Genomic DNA, 19,279 nt, shown 5'->3' with positions numbered 1-19,279 from the left:
ACCGCCATGCGGCGACGTGCCGCCGCAACGGATCAGAAGCCGACCGCGGACGCCGGCGTCGCACCACCCGCCGGGCCGGCCTTGTCGAGGTCGTCGAGCAGCTCGATCACCTGCCTGGACGACCGCTCCACCTCCGCCACCTCGGCCAGCGCGCGCTCCATGTCGCCGTCGGCGAAGGCACGGGCGGCCGCCTTGCCATGGTCGTGGACGTTGCGGTGCGGGGCTTCCAGCCGGCCGAAGGCGGGATGGGCGCGGTAGGCCAGCGAGGACGGGCCGTAATACCATTTGCCCAGCCGGCAGGCCTCGTGGCTCGCCAGCTCCTCCGGCCGCAGGGTCTCCAGCCCGACCAGCATGTCGGCCAGCCGCTTCTTCCAGATGACATGGTCGACCTTGGCGATCTTGATGATCTTGCCCGGCACGTCCTGTTCCAGCAGCAGCGACAGCTGGCTGCCCAGCATGCTTTCGACGCTGCGCGTCGCCTGGACGCTGCGCAGGATCGCCGCACTGTTGGCGGCGCTGCTTTCGGCGATGCGCGCCGTGCCGGAGGCGACCTCGTTGGCGGCGGCGGACTGCTGGGTCAGGATGCCGGCGATGTCGGCCATGCGCTGCCGGTTGAGGCCGATCTGGCCGCCGATGTCGGCCATGCTTTCGCTGACGGCGCGGATCGCATGCTGTCCGGCATCGACGGCGCGCGTCCCCTCTTCCATCGAGGTGACGATGGCGCTCATCTCCGCCTTCAGCGCGTCGATGCGCAGGCGGATGTCCTCCGTGGCGCGGGCGGTCTGGTTGGACAGGCCCTTCACCTCGCTGGCGACCACCGCGAAGCCCTTGCCGGCCTCGCCGGCGCGCGCCGCCTCGATGGTGGCGTTCAGCGCCAGCAGGTTGGTCTGCTTGGCGATGGCCTCGATGGTGGAGACGATCTCGGCGATGCGTTCGGAGGCGATGGACAGCTCGCCGACGCGCCGGGCGGCCCCATCCACCGCGCCGGCGATCTCCTCCATGCGCCTGACGGCGTCGTCGACGGTGCGGCCGCCGTCCACCGTCACCGCCTGGACTTCGGCGGCCTGATCGGCGATGTCGCGGGTGCGCCGGCCGATCTCCTGGATGCCGGTCACCGTTTCCTCGGTCGCCGCGGCGATGCCCTGCGACTCGTGGTCCACCGCCTGGAGCTGTCCGACCATCTGCGCGGTCGCCACCGCGGAGTCGTTGATGGCGATGGCGGCATCCACGGTCCGGTCCATCAGCTGGCCGGCGAGTTTCCCGAACTCCGTGCCGTGGGATGCGGCATCGGCCTGCGGGCCCAGGCCGGCAAGCGTGCGGCCGATGTCGCAGGCCACCGCATGCGCCACCGCCGCGGCGGAGCGGCGCGCCGTCGCCCGCCGCCAGAACAGGGCGTCCTGAACCAGGGCCAGCAGATCGCCGAGCATGAGGCCGTAGGCGGCGGTGCAGCCGGCCGGCGTCAGGCCGATGCGGCCGTAGGCATCGCCCAGGGTGCGGCAGCGTTCGGCATGCTGCGGACTGCCGGCATCCTGGAACATCCGGCGCCAGTGATCGGCCAGCTCCGCCTGCAGGCGGGTGAGATCGGGCTTCGGCTCGACGGTCAGGGCCGCGTGGGCGAGGAAACGGCCGGCCAATGCAGGAAGGCGGTCGAGGGCGACCCGGCCGATGCCGGCAAGCAACCCGAGTTCTTCCTGCCCCAGTCCGAAAGCATCCCCGTCCAACGGCCGGCCAGCGCCACCACTCATTCTTTCATCCATCACGTCATGCGTGGCGCAAGATCATTCCCGCGCCACCCGTCAAGATTGAAAGAATTTTACCAAAAATTGTCGCCCCTGACAAGTTTGGGGCAATGTGGTCGAAACAAGCGGCGGTTGCAAACAGTCTCCGGGAAGACCAACAGTCTATCCCGGATATTTTCCGTTTGCTTCGCTGAGAACCGCCGACTCTTTGCCAATGCTTCACCGAAGACGGTCAGGGGGTACAAAGAGAGCCGATTGCATCGGCGAGAAGGCCGCTGAGCGACAGGGCGTTGGAGGGGTGTGGCACGCCGTCGCAGGACAGCGGGCGGCCCAGCCCTTCGGCCGTGAAGCGCTCGGCGACGATGTCGCCGAACAGGGCATGGACGCCATAGACCTGCACCCGGCTGGCCCCCAGGACCCGTGCCGCGCGGGCGCAGGAGAAGATCGTCTCGCCGGAGCTGATGACGTCGTCGACGATCACCACCGGCCGGCCATGGATCGGCGCGTCGGGGGGCAGCGCCACCGTCACGTCGCGGTCGCCGCGCCGCTCCTTGCGGCCGACGATGCCGGTGAGGCCGAGCGGACCGGCCACCGCCTCCACCAGCGGGGCGGATTCCTCGTCCGGGCCGACGATGACGGTGCCCGACGCCACGCCGTTCGCCCGCAGATGCTCGGCGATGGGGGCGGCACCGCTCAGCGCGACGGACGGGCGGCCGACGAAGACCTCGTCCAGCGTGTGGGTGCGGTGCAGGTGCGGCTCGACGCAGACGAAGCGGTCGAAACAGCGGCCGAGCCAGTCGCCGACCACCGTCTGGCTGACCGGCTCGCCCGGCCGGAAGATGGCGTCCTGCCGCATGTAGGCCATGTAGGGCGCCACCAGACAGAGGTCGGTCGCCCCCTGGCGCCGCAGCACCGACGCGGCGAGCGTCAGCTCGACCAGCTTGTCGTTCGGGCGGTCGAGCGAACGGTAGACGATGGCGCGCTCTACCGGCTCCGGCAGCCGGACCAGACTTTCGCCGTCGGGGAAGCGGTGCAGCTCGGCGATGTGGCAGGGGATCTCCAGCGCCTGGGCCAGACGGCGCGCGGCGTCCGCCGATTCCGGAAAGCCATAGACGGCCGTGTAGTTGCCCGTATTGCGGGCCATGCCCCTTCTCCCTCTACCACCTTGGACGGCGGCAAGCTTGGCGCAGGCAGTATGGGCGGGTCAATCACGGCAAAAGGCGGCATGGCGGACGGCGGTATGGCGAAAGGCCAGGAGTGCCGGCCTAATCGCCATCGGCTTGGTTCCCCGGCCGCTTGTCCTCCTCGGCCTCGTCCGCTTCGGAGGCGGCCGGATCGACATGGATGCTCTCCGCCTTGCGCGCCAGCAGCTGGAAGGCGCCGAGCCCGACGACCAGCAGCGTGACCACGCCCAGCAGCATCACCGGATAGACGATGGCGGAAATCTCGCTGGTGCGCGCCTCGAACACCAGCACCAGCCCCTCCAGGCTGGCGGCGATGATGATCGTGGTCAGGAACTTGGTCAGGGTGCGGCGGGCCTCGTCGGCGCGGCGCAGCTCGCGTTCGCGGACGATCTCCTCCTCGTAGAGGTATTTGGCGATCTCGAACACCGCGATGGCCAGAACGATCATCCCCACCCCGTCGAGCATGGCCGAGGTCAGGACGGCGCTGTCCAGCGCAACCACCCCCTCCACCACCGTCAGGGCCGACAGGGCGATGAACATCAGGGCGAACAGGCCGAGCGTCGCCGCCGCCAGAAAATACATGCCGCGTGCCGCCGATTCGAACATCGCCCTCCCCCTCCGTCCAAGCTGGTCCTTGACGGTGTGAACGCACGAGACGGCCTCTCCGCCCGGACGGCGGCGGCGGATCCGTCGACGCTGCCGGGGAACCTCTTTAGAGTGGCGGCGACCTGCTTCCCCTCTTCCGGTTTTCCACTCCATGACGCAGCTGCCCTCCCCCTCCCCTGCCCCGTCTCCCGATCCTTCCCCCGACCGGCCCCGCAACGCCGTGGTGGCGAGCGCCGCCTATTGCGACGGCCGCCGCATCGCCGAGGTGCCCATCGGCGAGGCCGGAGCCTGGGCCGCGAAAGATGGGCATTTTGTCTGGATCGGCCTGTGGGAGCCAGACGAGGCGCTGCTGATGGAGGTGAAGCGGCAGTTCGGCCTGCATGAGCTGGCGGTGGAGGACGCCCTGCACGCCCACCAGCGGCCGAAGCTGGACGTCTATGGCGACAGCCTGTTCATGGTCCTGCGCACCGCCCGGCTGGAAAAAGGCGAGCTGGTGCTGGGCGAAACCCATGTCTTCGCCGGCCGCGGCTATGTCGTCACCGTGCGGCATGGCGCCTCGACCAGCTATTCGCCGGTGCGGGCACGGGCGGAAAGCGCGCCGCACCTGCTGAAGCATGGCGAGGATTTCATCGTCTACACCATCATGGACTATGTGGTGGACTGCTATTTCCCGGTGCTCGACCAGATGGGCGCCACGGTGGACGAGCTGGACGCGATGCTGATCGCCCGCCCGCCCAGCACGGGAGAGATCGAGCGCATCCACCAGCTGCGCCGCGATCTGGAACGGCTGCGCCGCAACGCCTCGCCCCTGCTGGAGGTCTGCTCGCGGCTGGAGCGCTTCGACCTGCCGATGATCGACCAGGCGATCCGGCCCTATTACCGCGACGTGCAGGACCATGTGATCCGCGTCAACGAACAGATCGGCTCGCTGCGCGAGGTGCTGTCCTTCGCCTTCGAAACCAGTATGATCCTGGCGACCGCGCGGCAGAACGACGTGACGCGCAAGCTGGCCGCCTGGGCCGCCATCCTCGCCGTGCCGACGGCCGTCGCCGGCCTCTACGGCATGAACTTCGAGCATATGCCGGAGCTTCACTGGCGGTACGGCTACCCGGCGGTGCTGGCGGTGATCGCCGTGGTCTGCACCGCGCTGTATGTCCGCTTCCGGCGGACGGGATGGCTGTGACGGCATTCCGGCCGGGCGGTCCCGGTGCGAAATGGCCCGAATGACATGGTTGCTCTTTGACTGGGTTGGTTTTGGAGTTTGGTGACGGACATGACCGACGCGACGAACACGCTGCACGCCCTGCTGGACGCCTATCTGCGCTGTCCGGTGGAGGCCGCGCGCACGGAACTGGAACAGGCGCTGCGCGGCTACCAGACCGACTGGATCCGCGCCCGCGCCGGGGCCGACGCCCCGCCGCTGCCAGTGGCCGCAGCACCGGCGCCGGCCGCCAAGCCGGCAGTGGCGAAGCCGCGCTTCCCCATCGCGGCGGCCGACCTCGAGGTGCTGAAGCGGCTGGCCGACGGCTGGACCGGCACCACCGCCGAGGTGTCGCGCTGGGCTTGGTTCGAGAACCGCGAACTGGTGGCGCTCGACCCGAATCCGGCCGGCGAAGGACCGGAGGTGCTGCGCCTCACCCCGCTCGGCTGGGCCGCCATCGGGCGGAGGCCGGCGGGCTGAGGGTTTGCGGAAACCCGCCGCCTCAATTCACCTGCGGCAGCGTGAAGATCTGGCCGGGATAGATCATGTCCGGGTCGCGGATCTGCTCGCGGTTGGCGGTGTAGATGGTGGTGTAGAGCATGCCGTCGCCATAGGTGCGGCGCGCCAGCCGCCACAGGCTGTTGCCGGGCTGGACGACGATGTTGCGCCCGTCGGTGGCGACCGGCATGGCGGAGACCTGGACCGGCAGTTCGGCCCGCGACACCACCTTGCCGGACAGGGTGACCTGATCGGCGCGCAGGGTGTAGAGGCCGGGGTCGATCAGCTTTTCCGGGGTCAGGCGCCAGTTGCCCTTGGGGTCGCTGTGGGCGCTGCCGACGAGGATGTTGTCGAGGTAGAGCTGCACCGCGCTGTTGGGCGCCGCCCGCCCGCCCAGCGCCACCCGGCCGGCGGGATCGTAGTCCATCGTCTCCACCGACACGCCGCCCGGCGGCGGCGGGGCGCCGTTGTCGGGAAGCGGCGGGGCCTGCAAGAGCGAGCTGCCGCCCATGGCCGGCGCCACGCCGGCCAGCCCGTCGCGCGGCACCGCCACCGCGACCGGTGCGGCCGGCGTTTCGGGTCCGGGCTTCGCCGCGGGTTCCGGCACCATCACCACGACCACCTTGTCGGCGGGAAGCGGGACGTCGGCGCCGGGGCGGGTTTCGGTCAGGTTCAACTCGCGGGTGCCGGGCGACAGCGGCTTGTCGGGCAGCATCACCCATTCGCCGCGCTGGTCGGCCTTGGCCGAGGCGACGCGGGTGCCGCCGTCGGTGACCGTCACCTCCGAACCGGGGGCGGCACGGCCGGCCATCACCGTCGCGCCGTCCGGCGCCACCCGCACCACGTCGAAGCTGGGCGCCGCGGGTTTGGCCGGTTCCTTCGCCTGCTCCTTGGCCGGTTCCGGTACCGCCGCCGGTGCCGCCTTCTGCGTGTCGGTGCGCGTCGCCGTCTGGGCCGGTGCCGCCGTGGGAACGGGAGCCGGAGCGGAGGCCAGGGTCGCCGGTGCGGTCGCCGGCACGGTCGCAGGTTTCCCGGCGGGCCAAAGGGCGACCGCCGCCGCCCCACCCATCAGAGCCACGCCCAAAGCTGCGAACAACGCGTTTCGTTTCACCTGAGCACCCATCCGGCGGCCCGCCACACTGGCAGGATGCCTGACTATAGCAGAAGGACAGGTCGCAAAAGAATGGCGCCGTTGGAGCGGAACCCTCCGCCAATCGGGCTCGATTGCCCGAATGGATCATGATTCCGCACCAAATCGGCGCCTGTTGCCGCGAAGACTCACTCCTTCGCCGGCACCGTCCGCAGATAGGCGACGATGGCGGCGCGGTCGTCCGCCGTCAGCTTGGAGGTGGTGTTGCGAACGACCTCGCCCATCGCGCCGCCGGCAACATCGCCGTCCGGGGTCAGGCCGGCTTCCAGGAACAGCGACAGGTCGCCGTCGGACCAGTCGCCGATCCCCTTGCCCTTGGCCTTGGAGTTGGTGATGCCCGGCACCTTGTCATTGTCGGGCCCCTGCGGATTGCCGGCGAGGTAGCGGTCCGAATCCAGCCCGCCGAGCTGGGTGCGCGGGCTGTGGCATTCGGCGCAATGGCCGAGCGCATCGACCAGATAGCGCCCGCGGTTCCAGGCCGGCGGCTTGGCCGGGTCGTCGGCGACCGGGCCGGGGGTCAGGTACATCCACTGCCAGACCGGCACCAGGAAGCGCCAGGAGAAGGGCGGCGACAGGTCGTGCGGATTGTTGGCGGCCGGGGCCGCCGGCAGGCTGAGCAGATAGGCCTTCAGGTCCAGCAGGTCGCGGTCGGTCATCCGCGTGTAGCTGGCATAGGGAAAGGCCGGGAACAGCGCGGCGCCGTCGGGCCGCACGCCCTCGCGCACCGCGCGGATGAAGTCGGCGTCGCTCCAGCGGCCGATGCCGTTCACCGGGTCCGCGGTGATGTTCGGGGTATAGAAGGTGCCGAAGGGGGTCGCCAGCGCCCGGCCGCCGGCCAGCGGCTGGCCGCCGCCCTTCTCGTCGGTGTGGCAGCCGAGGCAGCCGGCGGCGTTGAAGATGTAGGCGCCCCGGCTGACGGCGTCCTTTGCAGCGTCGCCTGTAGGCACATCACCGGCAGCACGCGCACTGCCGCCCGCGAAGGCGAGCGGCAGCAGCATCGCAGCGGCGGTCAGGACGCGCCGCACCGGTCAGTTCTTCTTGACGCGGAAGTCCTCGTGGCAGCTCCCGCAGGTCTTGGAGGTGGCGCCGAGCGCCTGGGCGATCTGCGCGCGGTCGCCGCCCTTGATCGCGGCGTCGAGCTTCTCGGCCGCCGGCTGGACGGCGCTCCAGTATTTCTGGGTCTCGGCCCAGCTCTTCCACAGCTCCGGCTTGGCGGCGCTGTCGGCCACGCCGACGGCGGTGCCTTCGGGGAAGATTTTCTTCGGGTCCATCTTGGACACCGCCAGCACGGCTTCCGCCCCCTTGGCCGCATCCTCGGCGGTGGCGCCCTCGTTCTTCACGAACTTGGCGACGGCGCCCATGCCGCCGCCCAGCTTCTTCATGGTCTGCTGCCGGTCCTTGACCTGCTCGGCCGGATCGGCCGCGCCGGCGGCGCCGGCCGACATGCCGAACAGCGTGAACATCAGACCGGCGACGGATGCCGCCGCAAGAACATTGACGACCCGGTTGCTCATGTGGTCCCTCCCGATGATGCCGTGGCTTAAACGGTGCTTGTGCCGCTGTTGACGCGCAGCCCCCACCCGATATTCCATGGCATTCGCCAGATTTTTTTGCGGCCCCGCCCCCTATGGAGGACGGTGGCGAGAAAGGTTGACCCGCGATGAAGAGCCTGTCGTCCGTCTGCGTCTATTGCGGGGCGTCGTCCCGTGTCGCCGATGTCCACAAGGAGGCCGCCCACGCGCTGGGCGACGGGCTGGCACGGCGCGGCATCCGCATGGTCTATGGCGGCGGCCGGGTCGGGCTGATGGGCATCGCCGCCGACGCCGCGATTGCCGCCGGCGGCGAGGTGGTCGGCATCATCCCGGAACACATCCAGTCGGCGGAGATCGAGCACACCGGCCTGACCGAGCTGCATGTCGTCGACAGCATGCACACCCGCAAGCGCATGATGGTGGAGCGGTCGGACGCCTTCGTCATCCTGCCGGGCGGCCTGGGCACGCTGGACGAGGCCTTCGAGATCCTGACCTGGAAGCAGCTTCAGCTGCACGACAAGCCCATCGTCATCGCCGACGTCGACGGCTACTGGCGCCCGCTCCTGGGGCTGATCGACCATATGGTCGCCCAGGGCTTCGCCCGCATCGACCGCTCCGCCCTCTACCGCGTCGCCGACCATGTCGACGCGGTGTTCGAGGCGCTGGGGACGATGCCCGACCCGGCCCATCCGGCGCAGCCCCGGAAGCTCTGAGGCCAGCCTCCAGGCGTCGCATTCAGGCCTCACCGGCCCTTCCCGCCGTTATCCCCGGACTTCCCAGCCTGTGGATAACTTCTGTGCACAGCTTTTGTGGATGGCTCCCCGCCCTTCACCGAGCGTTCGCGTTCTGTTTCTGATACTGTGTCCTCCATGAGCAACCAGACCTCATCGCTGTTCGATCCCCGCCCCTCCGCCGCGGTCAAGCCGACGGCGGAATACCGAACGCCTCCCAACAACGAGGAGGCGGAGCAGGCGCTGCTGGGCGCGATCCTGGTCAACAACAAGGCCTATGAGAAGGTCGGCGAGTTCCTGCGGCCGGAGCATTTCTACGATCCGGCCCACCAGCGCATCTTCGCCGCCATCACCAAGATGGTCGACCGCGGCCAGATCGCGAACCCGGTCACGCTGAAGGCGCTGTTCGACAACGACCCCGAACTGGCGGTCGAAGGCGGCAGCGCCTATCTGGCGGAACTGGCCGCCAACGTGGTGACGGTGGTCAATGCCGGCGACTACGGCAAGACCATCCACGACCTGTTCATCCGCCGGCAGCTGATCGAGGTCGGCACCGACATGGTGAACGAGGCGTACCGCCACGACCTCGACATCACCGCGCTCGACCAGATCGGCGAGGCGGAAAAGCAGCTGTTCGACCTTGCCTCAACCGGCGACGTGCAGGGCGGCTTCGTCGCCTTCGGCGAGTCGGTCAAGCACGCCATCACGACGGCGGAGGCGGCCTTCCGCCGCTCCAGCCACGTCACCGGCGTCACCACCGGCCTGATCGACATCGACCGCAAGCTGGGCGGCCTGCACCCGTCGGACCTGATCATCCTCGCCGGCCGCCCCTCGATGGGCAAGACGGCGCTGGCCACCAACATCGCCTTCAACGCCGCCAAGGCGCACATGCGCTCCAGCGGCCAGGAAGGCGGCGTCGTCGGCTTCTTCTCGCTGGAAATGTCGGCGGAACAGCTCGCCACCCGTATCCTCGCCGACGAGGTGCAGGTGCCCGGCGACAAGATCCGCCGCGGCGAGATCCGCGACACCGACTTCCCCAAGTTCGTCCAGGCCAGCCAGGATCTGGCGCGCTGCCCCTTCTATGTCGACGACACGCCGGCCCTGTCGGTCGCCGCGGTGCGCACGCGCTGCCGCCGGCTGAAGCGCACCTCGGGCCTCAGCATGGTGGTGGTCGATTACCTCCAGCTGCTGCGCGGCTCGTCGTCGCGCGGGGCGGAGAACCGGGTGCAGGAAATCTCGGAGATCACCCGCGGCCTGAAGGCCATCGCCAAGGAGCTGGACGTGCCGGTGGTGGCGCTGTCGCAGCTGAGCCGCGCGGTGGAGCTGCGCGAGGACAAGCGCCCGCAGCTGGCCGACCTTCGCGAATCGGGCTCCATCGAGCAGGACGCCGACGTCGTGATGTTCGTCTTCCGCGAACAGTATTATCTTGAGCGCGCCGAGCCGTCGCGCCGGCCCGACGAGAGCGACGACAAGTTCAACGACCGCTATCAGCGCTGGCAGCAGCGCCTGGGCGAGGTGCACAACACCGCCGAGGTGATCATCGCCAAGCAGCGTCACGGTCCGATCGGCACCGTCCGTCTCTACTTCGACGGCCAGTTCACCAAGTTCGGCGATCTCGACCAGCACCACCAGACCGACGAGTGACCAGAGTGACCAGCGACCAGAGCCTGCGCGCCTGCGCAATCCTCACCGTGGATCTCGGCGCCGTCGTCGCCAACTGGACGCAGCTGCGCGACCGGGTGGCGCCGGCCGAATGTTCCGCCGTGGTCAAGGCCGACGCCTATGGGCTGGGGGTGGCACGGGTGGTGCCGGCGCTGGCCGCGGCCGGCTGCCGGACCTTCGTCGTCGCCCAGCTGGAGGAGGCTCTGGCCGTCCGCCGGGCGCTGGAGCCGGTCGCTCCGGACGCGCAGGTGTTCTCGCTGGGTGGGCTGCCGCCGGGCCATGAGGGGGATTTCCTCGCCGAGCGCATCCTGCCGGTGCTGAACCACCTGGGCGACATCGCGGCGTGGCGGGCCTTCGCCTCCTCGCGCGGCGAGGTGCTGCCGGCGGTGATCCACATCGACACCGGCATGAACCGCCTTGGCCTCGGCCCCGACGAGTTGGACGAGCTGGCCGGCCATCCGGAATGGCTGGAGGGCATCGACGTCCGCTATTGGATGACCCACCTCGCCTGCGCCGACGAGTTCGACAGCCCGATGACCGGGGAGCAGCTGGAGCGGTTCCGCGGCGCGCTGGCCCGGCTGCCCAGGGCGAAGGCCAGCTTCGCCAACTCGTCCGGCATCTTCCACGGCGCGGACCATCACTTCGACCTCGCCCGGCCGGGCTGCGCGCTCTATGGCGTGAACCCGACGCCGCATCTGCCCAACCCGATGCGCGGCACGGTGCGGCTGGACGCGCGGCTCCTGCAGGTGCGCAACTGCACGGCGCCGATGACGGTCGGCTACGGCGCCGCCCACAAGGTCACCGGCCCGGCGCGGATCGCCACCATCGGCGTCGGCTATGCCGACGGCTATCTGCGCTCGCTGAGCGGCAAGGGGCACGTCTTCGTCGACGGCGTCGCCGCCCCCATCGTCGGCCGCATCTCGATGGACCTGATCACCATCGACGTCACCGGCCTGCCGGAGAGCGTGGCCCAGGCCGGCCGCATGGTCGAGCTGATCGGCCCGAGCCGCCCGGTCGACACCGTGGCGGCGGAGGGCGGCACCATCGGCTACGAGGTTCTGACCTCGCTCGGCCGGCGCTATCACCGGGTTTATGTGGGTGGAGAGTAGACGAGGCTTGGAGCCTTGCCCGAGGCTCAGCCATGTCTGGCAAGATTTACACGGATTACACGGATTTAGACACGGATTACACGGATTTTTATTTCACTTGGGGAAGTGGCTGCTTTGCCGGAAGAGGCACAATTGGCCGAAGCGGTATCCGTGAAATCCGTGTTCTAATCCGTGACATCCGTGTCGTCGTTGCCCGACACGGCCGAACGCTCCCGCGACCGCGACGACCAACTCCGCCCACCATTGCAAAGTCCAAGGATGACCTAGCCGTTCAACGGTGCTATGACCGCATCGCCCAAATGAGTCTCAAACCAAGGATGCGGTCCGACTAATGGGTTTCCTTGCCGCCACCGGCCGGGCCTTCCTGATCTTCCTGGAAGCGACCGGACGCCTTGCCCTGTTCACCGGGTCCGCCCTGTCGCACTGCGTGCGGCCGCCGCTCTATCCGCGCCAGATCCTGCGGCAGATGATCGACATCGGCTATTACTCGCTGCCGGTGGTCGGGCTGACCGCGCTGTTCACCGGCATGGTGCTGGCGTTGCAGAGCTACAGCGGCTTCTCCCGCTTCCAGGCGGAGGGCGCCATCGCCACCGTCGTCGTGCTGTCGATCACGCGCGAGCTGGGGCCGGTGCTGGCCGGCCTGATGGTCGCGGGGCGCATCGGCGCCGCCATGGCGGCGGAGATCGGCACCATGCGGGTGACCGAGCAGATCGACGCCCTGTCCACCCTGTCGACCAACCCCTACAAATATCTGGTGGCGCCGCGGCTGATCGCCGGGCTGACCATGGTGCCGCTGCTGGTCATCGTCGCCGACATCATCGGCGTCTTCGGCGGCTTCCTGGTCGGCGTCTACCGGCTGGACTTCAACGCCGCCAGCTACATCAACCGCACCTGGGAATTCCTCCAGCCGGTCGACGTCATCTCCGGCCTGGTCAAGGCGGCGATCTTCGGCTTCCTGATCGCGCTGATGGGCTGCTACCACGGCTACCACTCCAAGGGCGGCGCCCAGGGCGTCGGGGCGGCGACCACCAACGCGGTGGTGTCGGCCTCGATCATGATCCTGGTGTGGAACTACCTGATCACCGGCCTCTTCTTCTCGACCAAGTGAGCGCCACCGCATGACCGTTCCCAAGATCGCGCTCAAGAACGTCACCAAACATTTCGGCCCGAAGAAGGTGCTGAACGGCATCGACCTGGAGGTGGCGAAGGGCGAGTCGCTGGTCGTCATCGGCGGGTCGGGCACCGGCAAGTCGGTGATGCTGAAGAGCATCCTCGGGCTGCTGACGCCGGATTCCGGCTCGATCCAGGTCGACGGCGTCGAGACGACCCGGCTGCGCTCGCGCGAGCGCGAGAAGCTGCTGCACAAGTTCGGCATGCTGTTCCAGGGCGCCGCCCTGTTCGACAGCCTGAAGGTGTGGGAGAACGTCGCCTTCGGCCTGATCCAGGGCGCCCATATGCCACGCGCCCAGGCCAAGGAGATCGCCGTCGCCAAGCTGGGCGCCGTCGGCCTCACCCCCGACGTGGCGGAGCTGTCGCCCTCGGAGCTGTCGGGCGGCATGCAGAAGCGCGTCGGCCTCGCCCGCGCCATCGCCGACGAGCCGGAGATCATCTTCTTCGACGAGCCGACGACCGGCCTCGACCCGATCATGGCCGACGTCATCAACGAGCTGATCGTGCAGTGCGTGAAGGACCTCGGCGCCACCGCGGTCACCATCACCCACGACATGGCCTCGGCCCGCAAGATCGCCGACCGCATCGCCATGATCTACCAGGGCCGGATCATCTGGACCGGCCATGCCCGCGACATCGACAATTCGGGCAACGCCTATGTCGACCAGTTCGTCCATGGCCGGGCGGACGGGCCGATCAAGATGCAGATCAAGGCGCTGTAGGCGGGACAATCGCGGGCGGAACAATCGGGGGATTTGCCGGTTACCGGACGGGGCTCTTCAACGCCCCGTTCCCCGGCCCCGTTCCCCGGAGGTGGCCTCCCGTGAGTGTGCAGCCCGCGACATCCCCGGACTTCGACATCGACGAGGTCTTCCGCCGCCTGCGGGTCGCGGTCGCCCCCTATCCCAAGGCGGCGATGTTCGAGCTGCGCGACCGCGGCTATGCCACCCCGTTCCAGCAGCTGGTCGCCAGCCTGATTTCCGCCCGCACGCGGGACGAGACATCGCTGGCAGTCGCCGAGCGGCTGTTCGCCGTCGCCGGCACGCCGGCCGCCATGGCCGCCCTGCCGGAGGAGCGGCTGGTGGAGCTGCTGCACGGCGCCACATTCCCGGAACCGAAGGCGCGCGACATCCGCGCGCTGTCCCGCCGCATCGTCGAGGAACTGGGCGGCGAGGTGCCCGACACGCCGGACGGGCTGATGCGCTTCCATGGGGTGGGGCCGAAGATCGCGGCGTTGACGCTGGCGGTCGGCTTCGGCATCCCGGCGCTGGCGGTCGACATCCATGTCCACCGCATCGTCAACCGCTGGGGCTATGTGCAGGCGCGCACGCCGGAAAAGACGATGGCGGCCCTGCTGGCGGTGCTGCCGAAACGCTATTGGGTGGAGATCAACGAGCGGCTGGTGCCCTTCGGCAAATGGGTGTGCACCGGCGAACGGCCGCGCTGCTCAACCTGCCCGCTGCTGCCGATGTGCGCGCGGGTGGGGGTGACCACGTCACGGTGACGCTTCCGATTGATGCAGATCCTGGCGGGACAGCGGAAGGGCTGGCTAGAAGAGCGCCCGGACTTCCGCTTTTCGAGCTCCCCGCGATGATCGTCTACGCCCTGCACTGCGCCTGCGGCCATGATTTCGACCAGTGGTTCGACAACATGGCCGATTACGACACCAAGAAGGCCGCCGGCATCCCCTGCCCGTCCTGCGGCGGCACCGAGGTCGCCAAGGCCATCATGGCGCCGCGCGTCGGAAAGTCTCAGCCGGCCCCCGCCCCCGCCTGCGGCCCCGGCGGCTGCGGCGGAGGCGGCTGCCCGATGATGATGTGAGGGGGGCGGCGCTCAGCGCCGCCGGGCTTCCGCCGTCAGCCGCGGGCCGGTGGTCAGCTCCTCGCGGCGGCGGGGGGTGCCGAAGCTCGGCTCGACGCGGTTTTCACGCGGCCGGTCGTCGCCGGCCGGCGCCCGGCTGAGCGGATCGGCACCGCGGCCGCTGCGCCACCAGGCGAAGCCGATGCCGCCCAGCGTCGCGGCGATCAGGCCGGCGACACCGGCCCGCGCGGTGTTGGACTGCCAGATCGAGGGGGCGGCGCCGACCGCCGCCGGTTCCTCGACCGGGGCCGGCTTGCCATCCGGCGTGGTCGCCGCCACCGCTCCGCGCGGTGCCGCCTGCGGTGTCGGCCCTTCGGACGCGCTGGCCGATGCGTTGGCCGCAGGGGCATTGGCTGATGCGCTGGCCGATTGGCGCGGTGCGCTGGAGGTCACCGCGCTGGCTGCCGGGGCCGACGGACGGGCCGATGGAGCCGGTGCCGCGGCGGGCGCGCTGTGGCTGGCCGAGGACGACGCGGAGGAAGAGGAAGACGACGACGAGGGGGACGACACCGGGGCGCCACCGAACTGGGCCATCCCGCCGACGCTCTCGTTGCCGGATTCGACCCGGCCGGTCGGGGCGGCGCGCGGTGCCACCTCCTTGTCGTGGCGGGTCTGGCCGACCTGGCTCTTGGACAGGCTGCCCATGGTCGGCGCGGCCTTGCTCTCGCGCTCGCCCATCATCTTGGCGATGGTGGCCTGATCCAGGTTGCCGGTGGCGGGAAGGCCCGCCGACTTCTGATAGGCGCTGAGCGCGGATCGGGTTTCCGGCGTCATCTGGCCCTTGGCCCGGCCGCCGATGTTGTAGCCCTTGTCCTTCAGGATGGTCTGCGCCCACTGGATGTCGGCGACCGACGCCTCGGCCCATGCCGGGCCCGGCGCTCCCACCGTCAGGGCCGAAACCACCAGCGCGACAGCCGCCACCGCGGCGCCACCATGCACCCGCCGCGAAATCCCAGACATTGCCTCTCCCTTTCGTCCGTGACATCAGACCGACTTCAGAGCCACGACACTCCCCCCGAATCGGGGATTAGGATCGTGTTACCAGATTGCGTCGCATTTCCGGCGGCGATTTTTGGGCGTCTGCTTTGTCAGCCGCGCAGCGTTGCCGAAAAGGCGCGTTCCCGGAAATGGTGCGCGAAAATGGATCGGAAAGGGCCGGACGTGGTAGCGTCAAATCGGGGGCGAAAAAGGAACAGGACGCACGCCATGACCGGGACCGATACCGCAAGTCCGCGACTCCTGCCGGCCTTGCCGGGGCTGGCCGTCCTATCGGCCGTGGCCTTGCTGACCGGATGCAGCAGCCCGCCGGCCTACCGCGAGTGGACCGCCAGCCCGGACGTGCCGACCGTCGCCTATGACGAATGCACCGAGCAGGTGGACACCACCATGCGCCTGCGCGGCTATCCGCTGCGCCCGCTGCCGGAAACGCCGCAGTTCGGCTACCGCAAGGAAATCTTCGCCCAGTGCATGCGCCGCAAGGGCTACACGGCGGAGTGAGGCTCTACCGTCCACCGGCGAAGTGCAGATAGACGAGGCCGCCCGCCAGCGTGCCGATCAGGATCACCGCCAGATAGATGCGCAGCGGCAGGGCGACCGCCTCGTCCGCCTTGCGCTTGCCGCCCGGCTTGCGCGGGGGCGCCGGGACGGGCTTGGGCGGAACCGGCTTCGCCGCCGGTCTGACCCGGCCGCCTTGGGTCGGGTCGTACAGCTCGATCAGCGTCCAGTTGAACTCCATGCCCTCATAGCCGGAGTCGGCGTTGTAATCGAGCTGGATCAGCCGGAAATAGGCCCGCGGGTTGACGCCGACCATCCGGTCGAAGCGCGCCTTGGCATGGGCCAGTTCCTCCCCGACCTCCAGCGTCTTCCAGCCCTTGCCACGCGCCTTCTGGATGGCGAATCGGGTGGGCTGGGTCGGGCGGGGGGTCGGCATGGCCGCAGTCTAGCGCGGTTGCTCAGACCAGCGGAACGGCATTGTTGCGGATGACCGAGGCATACCAGTCGTAGCTGGCCTTGGGCGTGCGGGCCATCGTCTTGCGGTCGACCTGGACGAGGCCGAAATGGCGGCGATAGCCCTCCGACCATTCGAAATTGTCCAGCAGCGTCCAGGCCATGTAGCCCTTGAGGTTGCAGCCCTCGTCGATCGACTTGGCGGCAGCCAGCAGATGGTCGCGCAGGTAGGCGATGCGGTCGCGGTCCTCGACCCGGCCGCTGGGGCCGACGCTGTCGGGGTAATCGGCGCCGTTCTCCGTCACATAGACCGGCGGGTTGCCGTATTTCTCCTGCAGCTCGGCCAGGATCTCGCTGAGGCCGTCCGGCTCGACCGGCCATTCCATGCCGGTCTTGCGCGTGCCCTCGGGCGCCGAGCCATAGCCGGTGCCGAACAGCCCCTGCCCGTCCGGCTGCTGATGCATGCGGCTGTAGTAATTGACGCCGAGGAAATCGACCGGCTGCTTGATGCGGGCCAGATCGTCGGGCTTGGCGATGCGGGAGAACTCGGCCTCCAGCTGCTCCGGGAAGCGGCCCTTGAACAGCGGGTCCAGGCAGGAGCGGTTCCACAGCGCGTCCCACATCAGCGAGGCGGGATAGTTCGAGTCGAGCCCGCCGACCGGCCAGGACGGCTGGAGCGACAGCACGGTGCCGAGCCGCCAGTTCTTGCCGCCGGCCTGGCGCAGCGCCGCCAGCGCCGTGCCCTGGGCGAGGTTCTGGTGGTGGATCGCCTTCAGGCAGTTCTGGCGGCCAGTCAGACCCGGCGCATGCCCGCCGGTGCCGTGGCCGAAGATGGCGACCACCGACGGCTCGTTCAGCATCGCCCAGTTGCGGGCGCGGTCGCCCAGCCGGGCGGTCACCGCCAGCGCGTAGTCGGTGAACCAGCCGGCGATGTCGCGGTTGGTCCAGCCGCCCTTGTCCTGCAACGCCTGCGGCAGGTCCCAATGGAACAGGCAGGGCCAGGGCTGGATGCCCTTGGCCAGCAGCGTGTCGGTCAGCCGGTCGTAGAAGTCCAGACCCTTGACGTTCACCGCACCGGTGCCCTGCGGCATCACCCGCGGCCAGGCGATGGAGAAGCGGTAGGCCTTCATCCCGGCCCTCGCCATCAGATCCACATCCTCGGCATAGCGGTGGTAATGGTCGCAGGCGACGTCGCCGGTGTCGCCGTTGGCGATCCGCCCGAAGGAATGGCTGTAGGTGTCCCAGACGCTGGGTCCCCGCCCATCCTCGGCGACGGCGCCCTCGATCTGGTAGCTGGAGGTCGAGACGCCCCACAGGAAATCCATCGGGAAGGACACCGACGGGACCGCGGCGGGAGCGCCCCCGGGAGCGGCCTGGACAGCCTCGCGGCCCAGCACCGCCAGGGCGCCGGTGCCGGCCGCGGTGGCCGCGGTCGCCTTCAGGGCCGTCTTCAGGAAAGTCCGCCGCTGCATCGCCTGCTTCTCCAAAGTCATGTCGGTTCCGCCAGCCTGTTCCGCCGGCTTCCCCGGTCCTGCCGCCGCGCACTGTAGGCAGTCCAACGGCGTTGGCAACCGGGTGATTACCCCAAGCCCCGATTCCGTCGCCGTAGGCGCGGGCCGGATGCTGGGATATAGTGAGCCCCATGCAGACTCTCTTCCCCATCCTGATGGTCATGGCGATGCTGGCGGTGGTCGGCTCGCTGTTCGTCGGCCTCTTCTTCATGGCCCGCGGCGGGAGGGGGGACCCGCGCCGCTCCAACAAGGCGATGCGGCTGCGCGTGATGCTCCAGGGCGCCGCCCTGCTGCTGTTCGTCCTCGCCATCCTGACCCAAGGCTGACGCTTCCCCATGGTAAAGCTGACCAAGATCTACACGCGCGGCGGCGACGCCGGCGAAACCTCGCTCGGCGACGGCAGCCGGGTGCCGAAGGGCGACCGCCGCGTCGCCGCCTACGGCACGGTGGACGAGGCGAACGCCGTCATCGGCATGGCGCGGCTGCATACCCATGACTGGCCGGACGCCGACGCCATGCTGGGCCGCATCCAGAACGATCTGTTCGATCTGGGCGCCGACCTCTGCACGCCGGAGGAGGAGGAACCGAAATACCCGCCGCTGCGCATCGTGCAGGCCCAGGTCGACCGGCTGGAAACGGAGATCGACGCGATGAACGCCGGTCTGGCCCCGCTGACCTCCTTCATCCTGCCCGGCGGCTCGCCGGCCGCGGCCCATCTGCATCTGGCCCGCACCGTGGTGCGCCGGGCGGAACGTCTGATGACCGATCTGGCACGGCACGAGCCGGTGACCGCGGCGGCGCTGAAATACGTCAACCGGCTGTCGGACCACCTGTTCGTGCTGAGCCGGGTGGTGAACCGCAACGGGGCGGACGACGTACTGTGGGTGCCCGGCGCGAACCGCTGAGTAGGCGCATTCCGATTGGCGCCGGGCATTCACGTTTGCCTTCGCCCTGGCCGCGACAAACAGGGCGGCAAACAACGCCGCCCGCGCGTCCGGCGCGTCATTGACAGTGGTATTGCCAGATCCTATGGTCCGTTCGCAACCACAGCAATTTTCGCGGTGTTCGCCGTAACAGGCGCGCGCTCAGCAGCCAGGGTGAGTTATGAAAGTCCTCGTCCCCGTTAAGCGAGTGGTCGACTACAACGTGAAGATCCGCGTCAAGGCGGATGGCAGCGGCGTCGAGACCGCCAACGTGAAGATGAGCATGAACCCCTTCGACGAGATCGCCGTCGAAGAAGCCGTGCGCCTGAAGGAAGCCGTCCGTCGGCCCGACCCAGGCGCAGGAGACGCTGCGCACGGCGCTGGCCATGGGCGCCGACCGCGCCATCCTGGTGCAGACCGACGTGACGACCGAACCGCTGGCCGTCGCCAAGGTCC

21 protein-coding genes and 1 pseudogene are annotated in these 19,279 nt (G+C 69.2%); 13 read left to right on the top strand and 9 right to left on the bottom strand.

Annotated features, from left to right (window positions below; translation table 11 throughout):
• Nucleotides 1–32: 32 nt before the first annotated feature.
• From VH569_RS20645 to VH569_RS20635, 3 genes are all read right to left on the bottom strand, one after another.
• Nucleotides 33–1,745 (bottom strand): methyl-accepting chemotaxis protein, encoded by a 1,713-nt coding sequence (locus tag VH569_RS20645; RefSeq protein WP_423317484.1) that lies wholly within the window; start codon nucleotides 1,743–1,745, stop codon nucleotides 33–35.
• Nucleotides 1,746–1,971: 226 nt separating this feature from the next.
• Nucleotides 1,972–2,883, bottom strand: a complete 912-nt coding sequence (locus tag VH569_RS20640; protein WP_423317482.1) for a ribose-phosphate diphosphokinase — start codon at nucleotides 2,881–2,883, stop codon at nucleotides 1,972–1,974.
• A 121-nt stretch (nucleotides 2,884–3,004) separates the two neighbouring features.
• Entirely contained in the window at nucleotides 3,005–3,529 is a 525-nt protein-coding gene (locus VH569_RS20635) for a hypothetical protein (protein WP_423317481.1), read from the bottom strand.
• A gap of 151 nt (nucleotides 3,530–3,680) precedes the next feature.
• Here VH569_RS20635 and corA point away from each other — a divergent pair, with 151 nt between their 5' ends.
• Nucleotides 3,681–4,712, top strand: coding sequence for a magnesium/cobalt transporter CorA (gene corA / locus VH569_RS20630; protein ID WP_423317479.1), 1,032 nt, complete (start codon nucleotides 3,681–3,683; stop codon nucleotides 4,710–4,712).
• Nucleotides 4,713–4,802: 90 nt separating this feature from the next.
• Complete coding sequence (locus VH569_RS20625; RefSeq protein ID WP_423317477.1) at nucleotides 4,803–5,210, top strand: hypothetical protein; 408 nt, start codon at nucleotides 4,803–4,805, stop codon at nucleotides 5,208–5,210.
• A gap of 22 nt (nucleotides 5,211–5,232) precedes the next feature.
• Here the strand turns inward: VH569_RS20625 and VH569_RS20620 are convergent, their stop codons facing one another.
• From VH569_RS20620 to VH569_RS20610, 3 genes are all read right to left on the bottom strand, one after another.
• Entirely contained in the window at nucleotides 5,233–6,246 is a 1,014-nt protein-coding gene (locus tag VH569_RS20620) for a LysM peptidoglycan-binding domain-containing protein (RefSeq protein ID WP_423317475.1), read from the bottom strand.
• A 260-nt stretch (nucleotides 6,247–6,506) separates the two neighbouring features.
• Entirely contained in the window at nucleotides 6,507–7,403 is an 897-nt protein-coding gene (locus VH569_RS20615; RefSeq protein ID WP_423317473.1) for a c-type cytochrome, read from the bottom strand.
• A gap of 3 nt (nucleotides 7,404–7,406) precedes the next feature.
• Entirely contained in the window at nucleotides 7,407–7,892 is a 486-nt protein-coding gene (locus VH569_RS20610; RefSeq protein WP_109049944.1) for a c-type cytochrome, read from the bottom strand.
• Nucleotides 7,893–8,038: 146 nt separating this feature from the next.
• Here VH569_RS20610 and VH569_RS20605 point away from each other — a divergent pair, with 146 nt between their 5' ends.
• The 7 genes from VH569_RS20605 (at nucleotide 8,039) to VH569_RS20575 (ending at nucleotide 14,403) form a co-directional block, all read left to right on the top strand.
• Nucleotides 8,039–8,623, top strand: coding sequence for a TIGR00730 family Rossman fold protein (locus tag VH569_RS20605; RefSeq protein WP_376965643.1), 585 nt, complete (start codon nucleotides 8,039–8,041; stop codon nucleotides 8,621–8,623).
• A 156-nt stretch (nucleotides 8,624–8,779) separates the two neighbouring features.
• Nucleotides 8,780–10,285: a replicative DNA helicase gene (locus tag VH569_RS20600; protein ID WP_109049942.1), complete on the top strand. Its 1,506-nt coding sequence runs from the start codon at nucleotides 8,780–8,782 to the stop codon at nucleotides 10,283–10,285.
• Between the two features lie 5 nt (nucleotides 10,286–10,290).
• On the top strand, nucleotides 10,291–11,412 hold the full coding sequence (gene alr / locus VH569_RS20595; RefSeq protein WP_423317470.1) for an alanine racemase: 1,122 nt from the start codon (nucleotides 10,291–10,293) through the stop codon (nucleotides 11,410–11,412).
• A gap of 331 nt (nucleotides 11,413–11,743) precedes the next feature.
• The gene (locus VH569_RS20590) at nucleotides 11,744–12,520 is read left to right on the top strand and encodes an MlaE family ABC transporter permease (RefSeq protein ID WP_109049940.1); all 777 of its coding nucleotides are present in this window, start codon (nucleotides 11,744–11,746) and stop codon (nucleotides 12,518–12,520) included.
• 10 nt (nucleotides 12,521–12,530) lie between these two features.
• On the top strand, nucleotides 12,531–13,304 hold the full coding sequence (locus tag VH569_RS20585; protein WP_377807522.1) for an ABC transporter ATP-binding protein: 774 nt from the start codon (nucleotides 12,531–12,533) through the stop codon (nucleotides 13,302–13,304).
• Between the two features lie 101 nt (nucleotides 13,305–13,405).
• Complete coding sequence (locus tag VH569_RS20580) at nucleotides 13,406–14,086, top strand: endonuclease III domain-containing protein (protein WP_423317467.1); 681 nt, start codon at nucleotides 13,406–13,408, stop codon at nucleotides 14,084–14,086.
• An 86-nt stretch (nucleotides 14,087–14,172) separates the two neighbouring features.
• Nucleotides 14,173–14,403, top strand: a complete 231-nt coding sequence (locus VH569_RS20575; RefSeq protein WP_098735150.1) for a DUF1178 family protein — start codon at nucleotides 14,173–14,175, stop codon at nucleotides 14,401–14,403.
• A 12-nt stretch (nucleotides 14,404–14,415) separates the two neighbouring features.
• Here the strand turns inward: VH569_RS20575 and VH569_RS20570 are convergent, their stop codons facing one another.
• Nucleotides 14,416–15,402, bottom strand: coding sequence for a peptidoglycan-binding domain-containing protein (locus VH569_RS20570; protein WP_423317465.1), 987 nt, complete (start codon nucleotides 15,400–15,402; stop codon nucleotides 14,416–14,418).
• Nucleotides 15,403–15,648: 246 nt separating this feature from the next.
• Between VH569_RS20570 and VH569_RS20565 the strand changes: the two genes are divergently transcribed.
• A complete protein-coding gene (locus VH569_RS20565) occupies nucleotides 15,649–15,939 on the top strand; it encodes a hypothetical protein (protein ID WP_423317463.1) in 291 nt (96 codons plus the stop codon).
• 4 nt (nucleotides 15,940–15,943) lie between these two features.
• Here VH569_RS20565 and VH569_RS20560 read toward each other — a convergent pair whose 3' ends face one another.
• Together VH569_RS20560 and VH569_RS20555 are read right to left on the bottom strand one after the other, a co-directional pair.
• Complete coding sequence (locus tag VH569_RS20560) at nucleotides 15,944–16,372, bottom strand: hypothetical protein (RefSeq protein ID WP_423317461.1); 429 nt, start codon at nucleotides 16,370–16,372, stop codon at nucleotides 15,944–15,946.
• Nucleotides 16,373–16,394: 22 nt separating this feature from the next.
• Nucleotides 16,395–17,882: a GH1 family beta-glucosidase gene (locus VH569_RS20555; protein WP_423317459.1), complete on the bottom strand. Its 1,488-nt coding sequence runs from the start codon at nucleotides 17,880–17,882 to the stop codon at nucleotides 16,395–16,397.
• A gap of 149 nt (nucleotides 17,883–18,031) precedes the next feature.
• On the opposite strand from VH569_RS20555, the gene VH569_RS20550 reads away from it, so the two are divergent.
• The 3 genes and pseudogenes from VH569_RS20550 to VH569_RS20540 all read left to right on the top strand — a co-directional run.
• A complete protein-coding gene (locus VH569_RS20550) occupies nucleotides 18,032–18,226 on the top strand; it encodes a twin transmembrane helix small protein (protein ID WP_098735145.1) in 195 nt (64 codons plus the stop codon).
• Nucleotides 18,227–18,235: 9 nt separating this feature from the next.
• Complete coding sequence (locus tag VH569_RS20545; protein ID WP_423317457.1) at nucleotides 18,236–18,805, top strand: cob(I)yrinic acid a,c-diamide adenosyltransferase; 570 nt, start codon at nucleotides 18,236–18,238, stop codon at nucleotides 18,803–18,805.
• 199 nt (nucleotides 18,806–19,004) lie between these two features.
• A pseudogene (locus VH569_RS20540) lies at nucleotides 19,005–19,279 on the top strand (electron transfer flavoprotein subunit beta/FixA family protein); the annotation flags it as partial.

It is taken from the genome of Azospirillum sp. 11R-A, from assembly GCF_049472615.1.
GTDB classification, from domain to species: Bacteria; Pseudomonadota; Alphaproteobacteria; order Azospirillales; family Azospirillaceae; genus Azospirillum; species Azospirillum palustre.
This window is presented reverse-complemented; position numbering and strand designations above follow the sequence as displayed.

Bases quoted from the DNA above. Each gene is read 5' to 3' on its own strand.
- VH569_RS20575 (WP_098735150.1), top strand. From the start codon at position 14,173: ATGATCGTCTACGCCCTGCACTGCGCCTGCGGCCATGATTTCGACCAG.
- VH569_RS20600 (WP_109049942.1), top strand. From the start codon at position 8,780: ATGAGCAACCAGACCTCATCGCTGTTCGATCCCCGCCCCTCCGCCGCG.
- VH569_RS20625 (WP_423317477.1), top strand. From the start codon at position 4,803: ATGACCGACGCGACGAACACGCTGCACGCCCTGCTGGACGCCTATCTG.
- VH569_RS20635 (WP_423317481.1), bottom strand. From the start codon at position 3,529: ATGTTCGAATCGGCGGCACGCGGCATGTATTTTCTGGCGGCGGCGACG.
- VH569_RS20605 (WP_376965643.1), top strand. From the start codon at position 8,039: ATGAAGAGCCTGTCGTCCGTCTGCGTCTATTGCGGGGCGTCGTCCCGT.
- VH569_RS20570 (WP_423317465.1), bottom strand. From the start codon at position 15,402: ATGTCTGGGATTTCGCGGCGGGTGCATGGTGGCGCCGCGGTGGCGGCT.
- VH569_RS20645 (WP_423317484.1), bottom strand. From the start codon at position 1,745: ATGAGTGGTGGCGCTGGCCGGCCGTTGGACGGGGATGCTTTCGGACTG.
- VH569_RS20640 (WP_423317482.1), bottom strand. From the start codon at position 2,883: ATGGCCCGCAATACGGGCAACTACACGGCCGTCTATGGCTTTCCGGAA.
- VH569_RS20545 (WP_423317457.1), top strand. From the start codon at position 18,236: ATGGTAAAGCTGACCAAGATCTACACGCGCGGCGGCGACGCCGGCGAA.
- VH569_RS20585 (WP_377807522.1), top strand. From the start codon at position 12,531: ATGACCGTTCCCAAGATCGCGCTCAAGAACGTCACCAAACATTTCGGC.
- VH569_RS20590 (WP_109049940.1), top strand. From the start codon at position 11,744: ATGGGTTTCCTTGCCGCCACCGGCCGGGCCTTCCTGATCTTCCTGGAA.
- VH569_RS20560 (WP_423317461.1), bottom strand. From the start codon at position 16,372: ATGCCGACCCCCCGCCCGACCCAGCCCACCCGATTCGCCATCCAGAAG.
- VH569_RS20565 (WP_423317463.1), top strand. From the start codon at position 15,649: ATGACCGGGACCGATACCGCAAGTCCGCGACTCCTGCCGGCCTTGCCG.
- VH569_RS20555 (WP_423317459.1), bottom strand. From the start codon at position 17,882: ATGACTTTGGAGAAGCAGGCGATGCAGCGGCGGACTTTCCTGAAGACG.
- VH569_RS20550 (WP_098735145.1), top strand. From the start codon at position 18,032: ATGCAGACTCTCTTCCCCATCCTGATGGTCATGGCGATGCTGGCGGTG.
- VH569_RS20610 (WP_109049944.1), bottom strand. From the start codon at position 7,892: ATGAGCAACCGGGTCGTCAATGTTCTTGCGGCGGCATCCGTCGCCGGT.
- corA (WP_423317479.1), top strand. From the start codon at position 3,681: ATGACGCAGCTGCCCTCCCCCTCCCCTGCCCCGTCTCCCGATCCTTCC.